The 14599-nt window shown below is 65.8% G+C and carries 14 protein-coding genes; 4 read left to right on the top strand and 10 right to left on the bottom strand.

What is annotated here, in order from left to right:
• Positions 1–10: 10 nt before the first annotated feature.
• From kynA to kynB, 3 genes are read right to left on the bottom strand one after another with little or no spacing between them, the layout of a single operon-like run.
• Positions 11–985: a tryptophan 2,3-dioxygenase gene (gene kynA, locus BFD71_RS29155; RefSeq protein WP_069267775.1), complete on the bottom strand. Its 975-nt coding sequence runs from the start codon at positions 983–985 to the stop codon at positions 11–13.
• Positions 986–995: 10 nt separating this feature from the next.
• Positions 996–2246, bottom strand: coding sequence for a kynureninase (gene kynU / locus BFD71_RS29150; protein WP_069267774.1), 1251 nt, complete (start codon positions 2244–2246; stop codon positions 996–998).
• A gap of 34 nt (positions 2247–2280) precedes the next feature.
• Positions 2281–2922, bottom strand: a complete 642-nt coding sequence (kynB, locus tag BFD71_RS29145; RefSeq protein ID WP_069267773.1) for an arylformamidase — start codon at positions 2920–2922, stop codon at positions 2281–2283.
• A 129-nt stretch (positions 2923–3051) separates the two neighbouring features.
• Here kynB and BFD71_RS29140 point away from each other — a divergent pair, with 129 nt between their 5' ends.
• On the top strand, positions 3052–3558 hold the full coding sequence (locus BFD71_RS29140) for an Lrp/AsnC family transcriptional regulator (protein WP_069267772.1): 507 nt from the start codon (positions 3052–3054) through the stop codon (positions 3556–3558).
• A gap of 31 nt (positions 3559–3589) precedes the next feature.
• Here the strand turns inward: BFD71_RS29140 and BFD71_RS29135 are convergent, their stop codons facing one another.
• The gene (locus tag BFD71_RS29135; protein WP_069267771.1) at positions 3590–4102 is read right to left on the bottom strand and encodes a flavin reductase family protein; all 513 of its coding nucleotides are present in this window, start codon (positions 4100–4102) and stop codon (positions 3590–3592) included.
• 192 nt (positions 4103–4294) lie between these two features.
• On the opposite strand from BFD71_RS29135, the gene msrA reads away from it, so the two are divergent.
• Positions 4295–4843 (top strand): peptide-methionine (S)-S-oxide reductase MsrA, encoded by a 549-nt coding sequence (msrA, locus tag BFD71_RS29130; RefSeq protein ID WP_069267770.1) that lies wholly within the window; start codon positions 4295–4297, stop codon positions 4841–4843.
• A gap of 41 nt (positions 4844–4884) precedes the next feature.
• Here the strand turns inward: msrA and BFD71_RS29125 are convergent, their stop codons facing one another.
• The 3 genes from BFD71_RS29125 to pdxH form a co-directional block, all read right to left on the bottom strand.
• Positions 4885–6297 carry a DUF72 domain-containing protein gene (locus BFD71_RS29125; protein WP_083245530.1) on the bottom strand — a complete coding sequence of 471 codons (1413 nt, stop codon included), beginning with the start codon at positions 6295–6297 and terminating at the stop codon, positions 4885–4887.
• Positions 6298–6417: 120 nt separating this feature from the next.
• The gene (locus tag BFD71_RS29120; RefSeq protein ID WP_069267769.1) at positions 6418–7632 is read right to left on the bottom strand and encodes an SAM-dependent methyltransferase; all 1215 of its coding nucleotides are present in this window, start codon (positions 7630–7632) and stop codon (positions 6418–6420) included.
• Positions 7633–7815: 183 nt separating this feature from the next.
• A complete protein-coding gene (pdxH, locus tag BFD71_RS29115) occupies positions 7816–8457 on the bottom strand; it encodes a pyridoxamine 5'-phosphate oxidase (protein WP_069267768.1) in 642 nt (213 codons plus the stop codon).
• 175 nt (positions 8458–8632) lie between these two features.
• Here pdxH and tcdA point away from each other — a divergent pair, with 175 nt between their 5' ends.
• Positions 8633–9505, top strand: coding sequence for a tRNA cyclic N6-threonylcarbamoyladenosine(37) synthase TcdA (gene tcdA, locus BFD71_RS29110; protein ID WP_069267767.1), 873 nt, complete (start codon positions 8633–8635; stop codon positions 9503–9505).
• Between the two features lie 90 nt (positions 9506–9595).
• Here tcdA and BFD71_RS29105 read toward each other — a convergent pair whose 3' ends face one another.
• Positions 9596–10330 (bottom strand): Crp/Fnr family transcriptional regulator, encoded by a 735-nt coding sequence (locus tag BFD71_RS29105; protein ID WP_069267766.1) that lies wholly within the window; start codon positions 10328–10330, stop codon positions 9596–9598.
• Positions 10331–11073: 743 nt separating this feature from the next.
• Between BFD71_RS29105 and BFD71_RS29100 the strand changes: the two genes are divergently transcribed.
• Positions 11074–12612 (top strand): mannose-1-phosphate guanylyltransferase/mannose-6-phosphate isomerase, encoded by a 1539-nt coding sequence (locus BFD71_RS29100; protein ID WP_069267765.1) that lies wholly within the window; start codon positions 11074–11076, stop codon positions 12610–12612.
• A 50-nt stretch (positions 12613–12662) separates the two neighbouring features.
• Here the strand turns inward: BFD71_RS29100 and trxA are convergent, their stop codons facing one another.
• Both trxA and BFD71_RS29090 read right to left on the bottom strand, forming a co-directional pair.
• Entirely contained in the window at positions 12663–13511 is an 849-nt protein-coding gene (gene trxA / locus BFD71_RS29095; RefSeq protein WP_069267764.1) for a thioredoxin, read from the bottom strand.
• 91 nt (positions 13512–13602) lie between these two features.
• Positions 13603–14484, bottom strand: a complete 882-nt coding sequence (locus BFD71_RS29090) for a pirin family protein (protein ID WP_069267763.1) — start codon at positions 14482–14484, stop codon at positions 13603–13605.
• Positions 14485–14599 lie beyond the last annotated feature (115 nt).

Raw genomic sequence — 14599 nt, 5'->3', positions numbered from 1 at the left:
GCGTTCGGCGTTACAGCACCGTGCGCACGTGCCACAGCTCGGGAAAGAGCACGACATCGAGCATCTTGCGCAGATACGGCGCGCCATTCGTGCCGCCCGTGCCCTGCTTGAAGCCGATGATGCGCTCGACCGTCGTCACGTGGCGGAAACGCCATTGACGGAACGCGTCTTCGAGATCGACGAGTTCTTCGGCCATCTCGTACAAATCCCAGTACTCCGAAGGATTGCGGTACACCTCCAGCCACGCCGCCTCGACCGTCGCGTCGTGTTCGGTCGGCAGGGTCCAGTCGCGGTTCAGGCGCTCGGGCGCGATCGCAAAGCCGCGCCGCGCGAGCAGGCGAATCACTTCGTCGTAGAACGAGGGTGCTTCGAGCGTCGCTTTCACCTGCTCGAAAATCTCGCCCCGATGCTCGTGCGGCTTGAGCATCTGCACGTTCTTGTTGCCGAGCAGGAACTCGATCTGCCGGTATTGATACGACTGGAAGCCCGACGACGCACCGAGATACGGCCGCATGGCCGTGTATTCGGAGGGCGTGAGCGTCGAGAGAACGCTCCACGCCTGCACGAGCTGCTCCATGATCCGCGAGACGCGCGCGAGTTGCTTGAACGCGGGCGGCAGCGCGTCGCGGTGCACGTTGGCGAGCGCCGCGCGCAACTCGTAGAGCGCGAGCTTCATCCACAGCTCGCTCGTCTGATGCTGCACGATGAACAGCATCTCGTTGTGGTCGGGCGAGAGCGGATGCTGCGCACCCAGCACCGCGTCGAGCGCGAGGTAGTCGCCGTAGCTCATCGACTTCGAGAAGTCGAGCTGTGCGTCGTGCCAGCCTTCGCCTTCGCCTTCGCCTTGTGCCGCGGGCGCTTGCGCAGCGGAAGCGGGCGCGGCGGCGCCGTGTCCGAACGGGCAGCCGCCACGTGCTGCGCTGTGGGTCTCACTCGTGGTTTCACCCGCGTCGGGCATGCCCGGGATTTGCATGTGATCGTTCATCTGCCGCTCCTCAGGTCACCGCGCCGCGCTCGGCGAATTCGGGCTTGCGCCAGGACTCGGTGGCGAGCACGTCACGCAGCGTTTCCACGGCGTCCCACACATCGACGTAACGCAGATACAGCGGCGTGAAGCCGAAGCGCAGCACGCGTGGCTCGCGATAGTCGCCGATCACGCCGCGCGCGATCAACGCCTGCATCACCTCATAGCCGTGCGGATGCTCGAAGCTCACGTGCGAGCCGCGCTCCGCGTGAGCGCGCGGCGTGACGAGCGTGAGGCCGTATGCCTTGCAGCGCGTCTCGACCAGTTCGATGAAGAGATCGGTGAGCGCGAGCGACTTGCGGCGGATCGCCTGCATGTCGGTTTGCAGGAACACGTCGAGACCGCACTCGACGAGCGCCATCGAAACGATCGGCTGCGTGCCGCACAGATAGCGGCCGATGCCGTTGTCCGGACGATAGACAGGGTTCATCTCGAACGGCGACTTGTGGCCCCACCAGCCCGAAAGCGGCTGCGAGAACGCATCCTGATGGCGCTTGGGCACCCACACGAAACCGGGTGAACCGGGGCCGCCGTTCAGGTACTTGTACGTGCAGCCCACCGCGTAGTCGGCGTTCGCGCCGTTCAGGTCCACGGGCACGGCGCCTGCCGAATGCGCGAGATCCCACAGCGCGAGCGCGCCCTGCGCGTGAATATGCTCGGTGAGCGCGCGCATGTCGTGCATCTCCCCCGTGCGGTAGTTCACGTGCGTGATCATCGCGACGGCCACATCTTCGCGGATCGCGGCACGCAACTCGGACGGATCGTCGACGAGGCGCAGTTCATAGCCGCGGTCGAGCTGCTCGATGAGGCCTTGCGCGATGTACAGGTCGCTCGGAAAGTTCGAGCGCTCGGAAACGATCACGCGACGCTTCGGGTCGCGGGCGTTCTGCACGCGCAGCGCGGCGGAGAGCGCCTTGAAGAGGTTGATGGAGATGGTGTCGGTGACGACGACTTCGTCGTCGGCCGCGCCGATCAGCTTCGCGAGCTTGTTGCCCAGACGCTTGGGCATGGCGAACCAGCCCGCCGTGTTCCAGCTGCGGATCAGGCCTTCGCCCCATTCGCCGCCGATCACGGCCTGCGCGCGCGCAGCCGACGCCGAAGGCGGCACGCCGAGCGAGTTGCCGTCGAGATAGATGGTGCCGGCCGCGAGCGTGAATTGCTCGCGCAGGGCGGCGAGCGGATCGGCGCGATCGGCTGCCAGGGCTTCGTTGCGGTCGTTCATGTCTACGTTTCTTGGTTTGGCTAATTCAAGGGATTCAGTCGGCGGCCGAAGGCAGTTCGCGTAGCACGGCGCGCACGGGGCTGGCGTCGAGCGTCGCGAACTTCAGCGGCAGTGCAATGAGTTCGTAGTCGCCGGGCGCGATGTCGTCGAGCACGACGCCTTCGAGGATCGCCATGCCATGGGCGCGGATGCGATGATGCGCGTCCATCGACTTCGATTCCTGCGGGTCGAGCGAAGGCGTGTCGATGCCGATGAGACGCACGCCATGCGCGGCGAGCACATCGATCGTTGCGGGCGCGACGGCGCAAAACTTGCTGTCCCAGCGGTCCTGCGGCGCGTGCGCGTAGGTACGCAGCAGCACGCGCGGCGGGATGCCGGGCAACGCGCCTTCCACGTGTTCGGGCAGCACGAGCGGCGCGGCGCCCACGCAATGAATGACGCGGCACGCGCCGATATACGTGTCGAGCGGCACCTCGCCGATCGGCGCGCCTTGGGCGTCGTAGTGCAGCGGGGCGTCGGTGTGCGCGCCGGTGTGCGGCGACAGCGTCACGCGCGCGACGTTGACCGGCGAGCCCGCCTCCATGCGCCACACGCGCTCGACGCCAACGGGCGTATCGCCGGGCCAGACGGGCGTTTCGGGGTGAATCGGCGGGGAAATGTCTTTGATCTGTCTCATCTCAAAGTTGTCTCGTCTCCTGATGCTTCGAATGATAGGCAACCCTGCGCGAAATGTGCTTGCAAAAAAACGCCGCAAACTTCGGTTGTTGGCACATAATTTGGCTTAAGACGGGAATGGAGACCAAATATGAACGCAATCTCGCTTGATGCTACCGATTGCCGTATTCTCGCCGTGCTGCAGAACGAGGGGCGGATCAGTAATCTCGATCTGGCGGAGCGCATTTCGCTTTCGCCGTCGGCGTGCCTGCGCCGTTTGCGGCTGCTCGAGGAGCAAGGTGTGGTGGAGCGCTACCGCGCGAGCCTGAACCGGGAGATTCTCGGCTTCGAGATGGAGGCGTTCGTGCAGGTGTCGATGCGCAACGACCAGGAGAGCTGGCACGAGCGCTTCGTCACGGCGCTGCGCGACTGGCCGGAGGTGGTGGGGGCGTATGTGGTGACGGGCGAGACGCACTACCTGCTGCGCGTGCTCGCGCACAACCTCAAGCACTACTCGGACTTCGTGCTCAACAAGCTGTACAAGGCGCCGGGCGTGATGGACATCCGCTCGAACATCGTGCTCACGACGCTCAAGGTGGAAGTGGGCGTGCCGGTGGACCTGATCGCGCAGCGCGAGCCGAAGAGCGCGTCGGCGTAATCGGGAAAGACGGGGCGCGCGCCCCGCCGTATCAGAGCGACTGGAGCTGGTGGAACGCGCCGCCGTGGAACACGAGCGGCGAAGCGTCCGTGCCGTCCTCGCGCACGCCGCAGCGCTCCACTTCCCCGACGAAGATCACGTGGTCGCCTTCGTCGTAGCGGCTGCGGTTGTGGCACTCGAACCACGCGATCGCGCCGTCCAGCACGGGCATGCCGGTGTCGCCGGCCGCGTGCGAGACGCCCTCGAAACGGTCGCCCTTCACCGTCGCAAAGCGCTTGCACAGGTCGAGCTGCGACGCGGCGAGCACATTGATCACATAATGGCTGTTCGAGCGGAACACGGGCATGGATGCCGAGCGCGTGGCGAGGCTCCACAGCACGAGCGGCGGATTGAGCGAAACCGAGTTGAACGAGCTGGCCGTGATGCCGATGAGCGTGCCGTCGGGCGCGCGCGTCGTGATCACGGTCACGCCGGTGGCGAACTGGCCAAGCGCGCGGCGGAATGCGCCGTCGTCGAAATTGGGCGGGCTGGCGCGGCGGGTCATCGGTGCAGGCCTTCACGGGCCGCGCGCGTGGCGGCGGGAGCGGAAATCGGGATCAACGTCATGTGGAAATTCGGCGAATTGTCACAATTTTAGCGGAAGCGGCGGATGGCGGGTCGCGCGGGGCACCGGGCAGTGGTGTCCGCAATGAGGTCCGCGATGGCGTCCGCAGTCACGATCTAAGGAGCGAACAGCATGAGTCAGACAGTCGAAACGGCCACCCTGGGCGGCGGATGCTTCTGGTGCCTGGAGGCGGTGTATCTGCGCGTGGAGGGTGTGAGCGCGGTGGAATCGGGCTACGCCGGCGGCCACGTGGCGAACCCGAGCTACGAGCAGGTCTGCGACGGCGACACCGGCCACGCCGAGGTCGTGAAGGTGGACTTCGATCCGGCGAAGATCGCGTATCGCGAGATTCTCGACATCTTCTTCGCGATTCACGATCCGACGCAGCTGAACCGCCAGGGCAACGACGTGGGCACGCAGTACCGCTCGGCGATCTTCACGCACTCGGAGGCGCAGCGCGAGACGGCCGAGCAGGCGATCCGTGAGCTGGCCGCTGAAGGCGTGTACGACGGCAAGATCGTCACTCAGGTGCTGCCGCTCGACGGCAACTATTTCCCCGCCGAGGCGTATCACCAGAACTACTTCGCGCAGCACCCGAACCAGGGCTATTGCTCGTTCGTGGTGGCGCCGAAGGTCGCGAAATTCCGCCAGAAGTTCGCGCACCGGCTCAAGGCTGAATAAGCTTCAAGTGGCGCGCGGCGGTTTCGTTGCCGTTGCGCGCCTCAGTCTTCCTTTTCTTCTTCTGTTTGCGCGCCGGGCGGCGTTTCGTCCGGCGTCGCATCACATGCGGCGTGCGGCGCCAATTCCCCGCGCAAGCGTTCCATCTCGTCCGCAATCGCCCGCGCGAGCTTCGCGCAGGTGAGCGGCGCCGATCCCTCCGCCTTGTTGTTCGTCGTGATCAGCACGGGCTGGCCGGCCATCGCGTAGCGCGCGGCCAGTTCCGCGAGCGTGACGCGCGTGTGCGGGTCTTCGTCCACCAGCTTGTCGAACGGCTCGTAGCGCGCCTTCGCCTGCTCGTACCTGAAGCCGCTGTGCAGGCTCCAGCGCACGATCAGCGGGCCGGCCGGGGTTTCGCCGTCCATCAGCGCGAGCGCGGCGGCCTGGCGCAACGGGTCCGGCATGCGGGCGTGCAGGCCTACGCAGTAGCGCACGCCCGCGGCACGCAGCGTGCGTACGAAGCGCGGCGTGAGCAGGATGGCGTCGCGGATCTCGATGGCGTAGTAGGGACCGTCGCCGGCTGCGGCCGGATCGGACGATCGGGGCAGCGGCGGCAGCGCGGCGAGGAAGGCGGTTAGCCTCTCGACGAACGCCGCTGGGTCGGCCAGCAGCTGATCGGGCAGCGGCGGGAACTGGAACACGAGCGCGCCGGCCTTGCTGCCGAGGCCCGCAAGGCAAGGCTCGACGAATTCGCGCGCGGCCAGTTCCGCGTTGAGAAAGCACGGGTTCGCGGAAACAGGTTCGCCACGCTCGCCGCGCACGCTGGCGTCGGTGACGAGCGCCGGCGCCTTCACGATGAAGCGGAAGTGGTCCGGCACCTGCTGCGCGTAGCGCAGGTAATCGGTGACGGTGAGCGGCGCATAGAACGAGCGGTCGATGCTCACCGAGCGCAGCAGCGGATGCGCGCCGTAGGCCGAGAGGCCGTCACGGGCAAGCTTCGACTGGCTGTAATCCTCTCCATAGACGATGCCGCGCCACCCCGGAAACGACCACGACGAGGTGCCAAGGCGCACGCTCGCAGGCAGCGCGGCGGCGACGTCGAGCGTGTCTTGCGTGGCTACGGCGGGCAGCACGCCGCGGCCGCGGCGTTTGGGAGCGTCGGGGTTGGGCGTCGGCTTTTTCGGCCGTTGTTCGCGCGGCAGGCCATCTTCGCGCGCTTCGATTTCGCCGTCGTTCTCGCGCGTGGCGCGGGCAGGGCGCTGGGTAGCAGGCTTCGTCGCAGGCGCGCTCGCCGGCGCCGCGAAGCCGAACAAGTCAGGCTGCGGTTCGGCGGCGGCTTCGGCTTTCGGCGTGTTGCGGCGCGCAGCCGGGCGGACGGCCTGATGCGCGCCCGCCTGGGCCGCGTTGGGGCTGGGGTCGTTGGCCGACCCGCGTGTGCTGTCGCCAAACAGGTCGTGGCCTTCGTCGCGTTCGTTCATGCAGTGGCGTCGCGCTGTGGCGTCGTGATGGCGGTCGTTGGGGCGAAGCCGCCCGGACCGTGCGCAACTGCGGGAACAGTCGATATGCCGGCGGCGCGGCAAACCGCGCCGCCGCCTGCGTCAGAGCGGCTTCTCGTACATATACCGGCGCGACCACGGCAGCGTGCTCGCGCTGCGGCCGGCCTTGCGGCAGACGATCTGGAAGATCGACACGTCGTCGTGCTCGAACGCGTACGCGCAACCCGCCAGATAAACGCGCCAGATGCGGAACTTTTCGTCGTCGACGAGCTGTTTCGCTTCCTCGGCGCGCGCCTCGAAATTCTCCGTCCACAAATCGAGCGTGTGCGCATAGTGACGGCGCAGGCTTTCCACGTCAACCGCTTCGAGGCCGCCGTGCTGCGCCGCCTGGAGCGCAAGGCCGATGTGCGGCAGCTCGCCGTCGGGGAACACGTAGCGGTCGATGAACTCGCCGCCGCCCAACGCCGTTTCGCCGGATTCGGCGTCCGACGAGGTGATGCCGTGGTTCATGGCGACGCCGTCGTCGGCGAGCAGGTCGTGGACCTTGCGGAAATAGCCCGGCAGATTCTTGCGCCCGACGTGCTCGAACATGCCCACGCTCGTGATGCGGTCGAATTCGCCCTGGATGTCGCGATAGTCCTGCAGGCGGATCTCGATACGGTCTTCGAGGCCGGCCGCCTTCACACGCGCCGTCGCGAGATCGAACTGGTTCTGCGAGAGCGTTACGCCCACGCAGCGCGCGCCGAACTTCTGCGCCGCGCGCAGCACGAGCGCACCCCATCCGCAGCCGATGTCGAGCAGCGTGTGACCTTCGTTCACCTGGATCTTGGTGAGGATATGGTCGATTTTCTTGAGCTGGGCGGTGGCGAGGTCTTCGTCGCCGTTTTCAAAGTACGCGCACGAATAGACCATGTTCTCGTCGAGCCAGAGCTGGTAGAACTCGTTCGAGACGTCGTAGTGGTACTGGATGGCCTGCTTGTCCGTGGACTTCGAGTGCGTGAAATAGCGGCGCACGCGTGCGAGCTTGCTGGCGCTGGTGACGGTGTTGCGCGCGAGCGAATAGCTGATGTTGATGATGTCGGCGAGCTTGCCTTCGATGTCGATCTTGCCCTTGACGTAGGCCTCGCCCAGGTTGTCGAGGCTCGGCGTGAGAAGAAGCGGCAGCGCCGACGCGCTATTGACCTTGAGCGTGACCCGAGGCGCGGCGAAGTGGCCGAAGTCGTATTGCTGGCCGCTCCAGAGCACGAGGCGGGCGGGCAAGTCGGCCTTGCTGCGCACTTCTTCTACCCACTGTGCGAGTTTTTTCTCCCAGAACATGCGTTTCTCTCCATGTCAGATGAACGATTGAAGCCCAACGACAAAAGCGAATTGCGATGCAGGTTTTTTGGCAACAGCGTTACGGCGACAGCGAAGTACTGAACGACATACAACGAAAGCGGTGAGACGAAAACCCGATGGGCGCGGCGTAAGTGCGGTAAGCGTGTCACGCCGCGCATGCGCTCAGGGCGCGAGACGCTCGATGCGCCAGGCCACATTCGCGCTCTCACGCGTGTAGCGGATACGGTCGTGCAGGCGCGACGGGCGGCCTTGCCAGAACTCGATGGCCTCCGGGACGAGCCGGTAACCGCCCCAATGCGGCGGGCGCGGCGGCGTCTCGCCATACTGCGCGGCGATTTCGCGCTCGCGGGCTTCGAGCGTCTGGCGGTTCGCGATCACCGTGCTTTGCTCCGAGGCCCAGGCGCCAATGCGCGAGCCGAGCGGGCGCGAGTTGAAGTAGGCGTCGCTTTCCTCTGCGCTCGTGAGTTCGACCTTGCCTTCGATGCGGACCTGGCGCTCCAGCTCGATCCAGTGAAAGAGCAGCGCCGCATGCGGATTCACGCTCAACTCGCGGCCCTTGCGGCTCTCGTAGTTCGTGAAGAATACGAAGCCGCGCTCGTCCACGCCCTTGATGAGCAGGATGCGCGCGGCGGGGCGGCCTTGTGCGTCGACCGTGGCGACCGTCATGGCGTTGGGCTCGGGCAGCTTCGCGTCGAGCGCCTGGGCGAACCAGGTCTGGAACTGGCGGATCGGATCGGGATCGACGTCGGCGGCGTCGAGCGAGCCGAGCGAGTAGGTCTTGCGGAGATCGGCGAGGGAGGTCATCTTTTAGGCAGACGCTTCAATGCGGACAAGTATATCGAAGAGACAGGAAGCAGGGGCCCGGCCAGGGGTGCCCGGCTGGGGCTCCGGGCCTCATTCGGCGCGATCAGGCAAAATACGGGTCTTGCGAGGACCGCGACAGCAGCGTGCGACCGGTCCGCTTACGATTGCTACCGTCATGTCCAGTACCCCGATTTCCCCTGCCGCCGGCTCCGTCGATCTTACCCCGAGCCCCGCCGACGATGTTGCCGACCGCGCCCGCCGATTCGGCGGAATCGCGCGGCTTTATGGCGCACCCGCGCTCGACGCGTTCGAGCGCGCCCACGTTGCCGTGATCGGCATTGGCGGCGTGGGCTCGTGGGCCGCCGAGGCGCTCGCGCGCAGCGCGATCGGCACGCTCACGCTGATCGACCTCGACAACGTGGCCGAGAGCAACACCAACCGCCAGATCCACGCGCTCGACGGCAACTACGGCAAGCCCAAGGTCGAGGCCATGGCCGAGCGCATCAAGCTCATCGACCCGGCCTGCGACGTGCGTCTCGTCGAGGATTTCGTCGAGCCGTCGAACTTTGCCGCTTTGCTGGGCGGCGGCTTCGACTACGTGATCGACGCCATCGACAGCGTGCGCACCAAGACCGCGCTGATCGCCTGGTGCGTGGAGCATAGCGTGCCGCTCATTACGGTGGGCGGCGCGGGCGGGCAGCTCGACCCCACGCGGATTCGCATCGACGACCTCGCGCTCACGATCCAGGACCCGCTGCTCTCCAAGGTGCGCGGCCAGTTGCGCAAGCAGCACGGCTTTCCGCGGGGGCCGAAGGCGAAATTCAAGGTGAGCGCGGTGTATTCGGACGAGCCGCTCATCTATCCCGAGGCGGCTGTGTGCGATATCGACGCCGAGGCCGAGCACGTCACCACATCGCCGGGGCATCACGGTCCGGTGGGGCTGAACTGCGCGGGCTTCGGCTCGAGCGTGTGCGTGACGGCGAGTTTTGGTTTCGCGGCGGCTTCGTACGTGCTGCGAGCGTTGGCGCATCAAGCCAGCGGGCGTTGAAGGCGAGCGCCTGGAACGCAAGAAAGCGTGCCTTTTAGGCACGCTTTCGTATCGAGGTGGAAAGCGAACGAACCGCGCGCGTCGGCCGCCTTATTCGACCGCTTCCGCTTCGTGCAGGCGCGGCAGCAGACGATCGAACTCGCGGCGCACGAGACCGTAGCACTCGCATGCGCGCGCTTCGAGGCGCTTGCGATCGAGTACGCGGATCTTGCCGCGGCTGTGATGGATCAGACCTTCGTCATGCAGCTTGCCGGCTGCTTCCGTGACGCCTTCGCGGCGCACGCCGAGCATGTCGGCGATCAGTTGCTGCGTCACGCTCAGATCGTTGGAGTCGACGCGATCCACTTCGATCAGCAGCCACCGGCACAGCTGCTTGCTCAGCGAGTGGTGGCGGTTGCAGGCGGCCGTCTGTGCGACCTGCGTGAGCAGCGCGTGCATGTAAAGCAGCGTAACGCGACGCAGGAGGTCCGAGCGCGCAAACTGCTGCTTGAGCGCCTGTGCGCTGATGCGGTACGCGAAGCCCGAACTTTGCACCTGCACGCGGTTCGGCATCGTTTCGCCGCCGGTCAGCACAGGCACGCCGGTCATGCCTTCCCGGCCCACCGCTGCAATTTCGACGGAACTGCCGTCTTCCATTGTCGTGAGCATCGAGATGACGGCGGTCGTCGGAAAGTACACGTGATGAATACGCTGGCCGCAATCGCAGAGCAGCTGTTCAGTGCGCAGTTGAACGAGTTCAAGATGCGGCGCCAACGCCTGCCACTCGTTTGACGGAAGTGCGCCAAGCAGATGATTGCCGTGCAAATCGGATTGAAGGGTCAACATGATCGGTCCTCGCGTAAAGCGGCGTGTGCCGCCTCCTGTTTTTTCTGCTTCCGGCTGCCGAATTTTTTGTTATCGCCGCTACCCGTTCGGCTATACGTTCGTTGCGCCGGCCCCATAAGCCCCACTAGCGTTTTGCGATCTCGTTTGTCGGCATCTACGCCAGCGCGGTGAACTCTACTTAGCAGGGGTTGTGCCAGCAGCCGCGAAAGTGAGGACGCTTGCGGCCTGGCGTTGCGCCAGCTATTTCCAGGGCGACGCAAAGCCGCATTATTGTTTCAGTTCTGTACTGCGCCCGCACGGCGCCGTTTGCGAAGTCGCTAGAGTTTGTTGTTGCCAACGCCTTGATTTATATAGCGACTTTCGCTCGTCAGACGGATGCGCGGAAATGAGTCCTCGCTGAAACATCGTCGGGCCATCGCCGCGAACGCGTTGTGCGCCTGCCTTTGTTGCGCTGCGGTGTTGATCCACTTCTGTTGGGGGGCTACCGACACTGTCGCAAAAACGTTCGGATGTGAAACATCACCTTGCGCGGCCATCTTCGCGCTTCGTGCGTTGCCGCACATAACGATGACTGCGCGATGACTACGCGATGACCAGACCTGCGCTGCAAGGAAAAAATTCCTGGCGCACTGAGCGCTCAATGTGGCTGCGCGTACAGATTCGCGCGATACGTATTGTTCAAATGTCACCCGTACGCCAACCAATAACGAGACTCGGTGCATGACTTCGGGGGAGTGACACAAATGAACAACGATGTGACATCTGCCAGCCTGATAGCCGCGATCAGCGAAGGTGACGCTGAACTCGTCGTTCAGCCCGTCGTGCTGGCGGGCGGTTCCGGCACGCGGTTATGGCCGCTTTCGCGCGAACACTGTCCCAAGCAACTGATCGATCTGCTCGATGGCGAGTCGCTGCTCGAGGCGACTGTACGGCGCCTCGACGGCATGTTCCTGCACGCCGGCGCCCCGCTGCCTGAAGCGCACACAGCGGTTCGCAAAGCTGCGCCATTCGTCGTGAGCAGCGAGGACTTGCGCCATCTGACCGCTGACCGTCTTGGTCGCAGCGGCTTGGCCGCTCGCTTCGTGCTCGAACCGCTCGCGCGCAACACGGCGCCCGCGCTGACGGCGGTAGCACTCGCCGCGAGCCGCGACGGCGACCCCGTGCTCGTTGCCATGCCCGCTGATCATCTGATCGCCGATGGCGCCGCGTTTGCTGCCGCGCTCGAAGAAGCCGTGGCACACGCGGCGCGCGGCGCCATCGTCACACTTGGCGTGCCGCCGCAGCGCGCCGAAACGGGCTACGGCTACATCGGCGCGGGTTTGCCGCTCGGCAGCAGCGGCGCGCGCAGCATCGAGCATTTTGTCGAGAAGCCGGACGCCGAGCGCGCTGTGAGCTATGTTGCTTCGGGGAACTATCTTTGGAACAGTGGGATTTTCGTTGTGCGCGCATCGGTCTGGCTCTCGGCGATCGCGCACAGCCGGCCGCTCATCGCGGCGCAGTGCGCGGCGGCCTTCGAAAATGCCTCCGTCGACGCTGACGGCACCGTCCACTTGAACCGCGATGCACTCGCCGCCTGTCCGTCCGATTCGATCGACTACGCGGTGATGGAGTCGGTCGGCGTGAACGCGCGGCTCGCGGGCGTGGTCGTACCGCTTCGTTCGGGCTGGTCGGACGTCGGCGCGTGGGATGCCCTGTGGCAAGTCTCGGAGAAGGACGAGAAGGGCAACGTCGCGCGCGGGCGCGTGCTGCTCGAGGATGCGACGGATACCTTCGTGCATTCGGACGGGCGACTCGTTGCCTGCGTGGGCGTGCGGGGCATGGTGGTGGTCGAGACGGCGGACGCCGTGCTCGTCGTCGCGAAGGACCGCGTTCAGGACGTCAAGGCGGTGGTCACGCGGCTCAAGGCGCAACACAGTGAGGTGGCGCGGCAGCACCGGCGCGTGGAGCGCCCGTGGGGCTGGTACGACTCGGTCGATCAGGGCGAGCGCTTTCAGGTCAAGCGCATCGTCGTCAAGCCGGGCGGCCGGCTTTCGTTGCAGATGCATCACCACCGCGCGGAGCACTGGACCGTGGTGCGCGGGACGGCGCGCGTGACGCGTGGCGAGGAGGTGCTCCTGCTTTCCGAAAACGAATCGACCTATATCCCGCTTGGCATGACGCACCGGCTCGAGAATCCGGGCAAGACCGCGCTCGAGATCATCGAGGTGCAGTCGGGCTGTTATCTCGGTGAGGACGACATCGTGCGCTTCGACGACCAGTACGGTCGGGTTCAGCAGGCGTAGCCGACTGAACGCAGGGCGAGGACGCCCGCGGCGTCCTCGGCCGCTCGATATCAGTTCAGCGTTGCACTGAGCCTGCGCCGCCACTCGCTCACGAGCTGCGGCTGATGCGCCGCGAGATCGAACACGGAAAGCATGGTCTTGCGGCCCACGTCGTCGCGGAAGGCGCGGTCGCGCTTGACGATCTCCAGCAGATGCTCGAGCGCCCCCGCGTACTTGCGCCGCGCGATCAGCGCGTTCGCCAGATCGAAGCGCGCTTCGAGGTCGCCGGGGTTGGCGGCGACCTGGGCTTCGAGCGCATCGGTGGGCGGCAGGTCGGCGGCGGCGTCGAGCGCGTCGAGGCGGGTCTTGAGCGCGTTAAAGCGCGCGTCGATGCCCTGCGTGGTCTTGGGCGAGAGCAGCTCGACTTCCTTTTGTGCCTCGTCGGCGCGGTTGTCGGCGAGCAGCATCTCGATCAGGTCCATGCGCACTTCGTCGTTGCCCGGATCGAACGCGAGCGCGGCCTGTAGCGCTTCATAGGCTTCGTCGCGGCGGCCCTCGGCCAGCGCTTCCTGCGCGGCGCGGCGCGCAGCGTCGGCGCCGTCGGGGATCAGCCCGTCGAGGAACTGGCGCAGCTGGCCTTCGGGCAGCACGCCCACGAACTGATCGACCGCCTGACGGTCCGCGAACGCCACGACGTGCGGAATGCTGCGCACGCCGAAGTGCGCAGCGAGTTCCTGATTCTCGTCGACGTTCACCTTTACGAGCTTCCATTTGCCCGCGTACTCGGCCTCGAGCTTTTCGAGCATCGGGCCGAGGCTCTTGCAAGGGCCGCACCAGGGCGCCCAGAAGTCGACCAGCACCGGCGCTAGCGCCGACGCTTCGATCACGTCTTTTTCGAAAGTGGCGAGAGTGGTGTCCATTGCGTCCTCGTTGAGATAACCGTTATGTCGCTAGTTGGGGACGAAACGCCCTGGTTTCAATCATCCTCCCAAAGCGGCGAGCCGTTAGCCTTTAGCGCGGCTTCTTTTCCGGCAGCGGAATCCATTCCGTTTCGCCGGGAACATGCCCCATTTCCTGGCGCGTCCAGGCCTCCTTCGCGGCTTCGATCTTTTCGCGCGAGCTTGCCACGAAGTTCCATTCGATGAAGCGCTCGCCTTCGAGCTTTTCCCCGCCGAGCAGCATCACGCGTGCCCCGTTCGCGCTCGAGAGGGTGGCGGTTTCGCCCGGCACGAGCACGGCCATGGTGTGCTGTTCGAGCGGGGTGCCGTCGATCGCGAGGTCGCCTTCCACGAGATAGACGCCGCGCTCTTCGTGCTCCGCGTCGAGCGCGAATGCGCTGCCCGGCGCGAAATCTGCGGCGACGTAGAGCGTGCCGGAAAAGGTCTCGATCGGCGAGGTCGCGCCGAACGCCGTGCCCGCGATCACGCGCATCGTGACGCCGTTGCGCTCGATTTCGGGCAGCGTGGCGGCGGTGTGATGGAAGAACGACGGTTCCGTGTCTTCATGATCGAGCGGCAGCGCCACCCAGGTCTGGATGCCGTGCATGGTGAGGCCGGTGGCGCGGTCCTCGTCGGGCGTGCGCTCCGAGTGGACGATGCCGCGCCCGGCCGTCATCCAGTTCACGTCGCCGGGCACGATCTTCTGGCTGGACCCGATGCTGTCCCGATGCATCAGCGCGCCGTCGAAGAGATACGTGACCGTCGCGAGCCCGATATGCGGGTGCGGGCGCACATCCACGCCCGAACCTGGCGCGAGCGTGGCGGGGCCCATGTGGTCGAAGAAGATGAACGGGCCGACGAGGCGAGCGGCGAGCGCGGGCAGCACGCGCCGCACATAGAGATTGCCGATGTCGCGTTGATGGGGCTTGAGAACCGCTTTGATCGATGAGGACATGATGCTTCCTGGATGAGTCGTACGGCGCGGGTTATCGTCGAAGTCGGCGCGCGGGCACGCCGCGCGCGAGGCTGGCGCTCATTCTAACGCCGGCTTTCCCGGCGTGCGGCCAAGG

It is taken from the genome of Paraburkholderia nodosa (genome assembly GCF_001718195.1).
GTDB lineage: Bacteria > Pseudomonadota > Gammaproteobacteria > Burkholderiales > Burkholderiaceae > Paraburkholderia > Paraburkholderia nodosa_A.
Note: the sequence above shows the minus strand (reverse complement) of the source record. Positions and strands in the feature narration are given on the sequence as shown.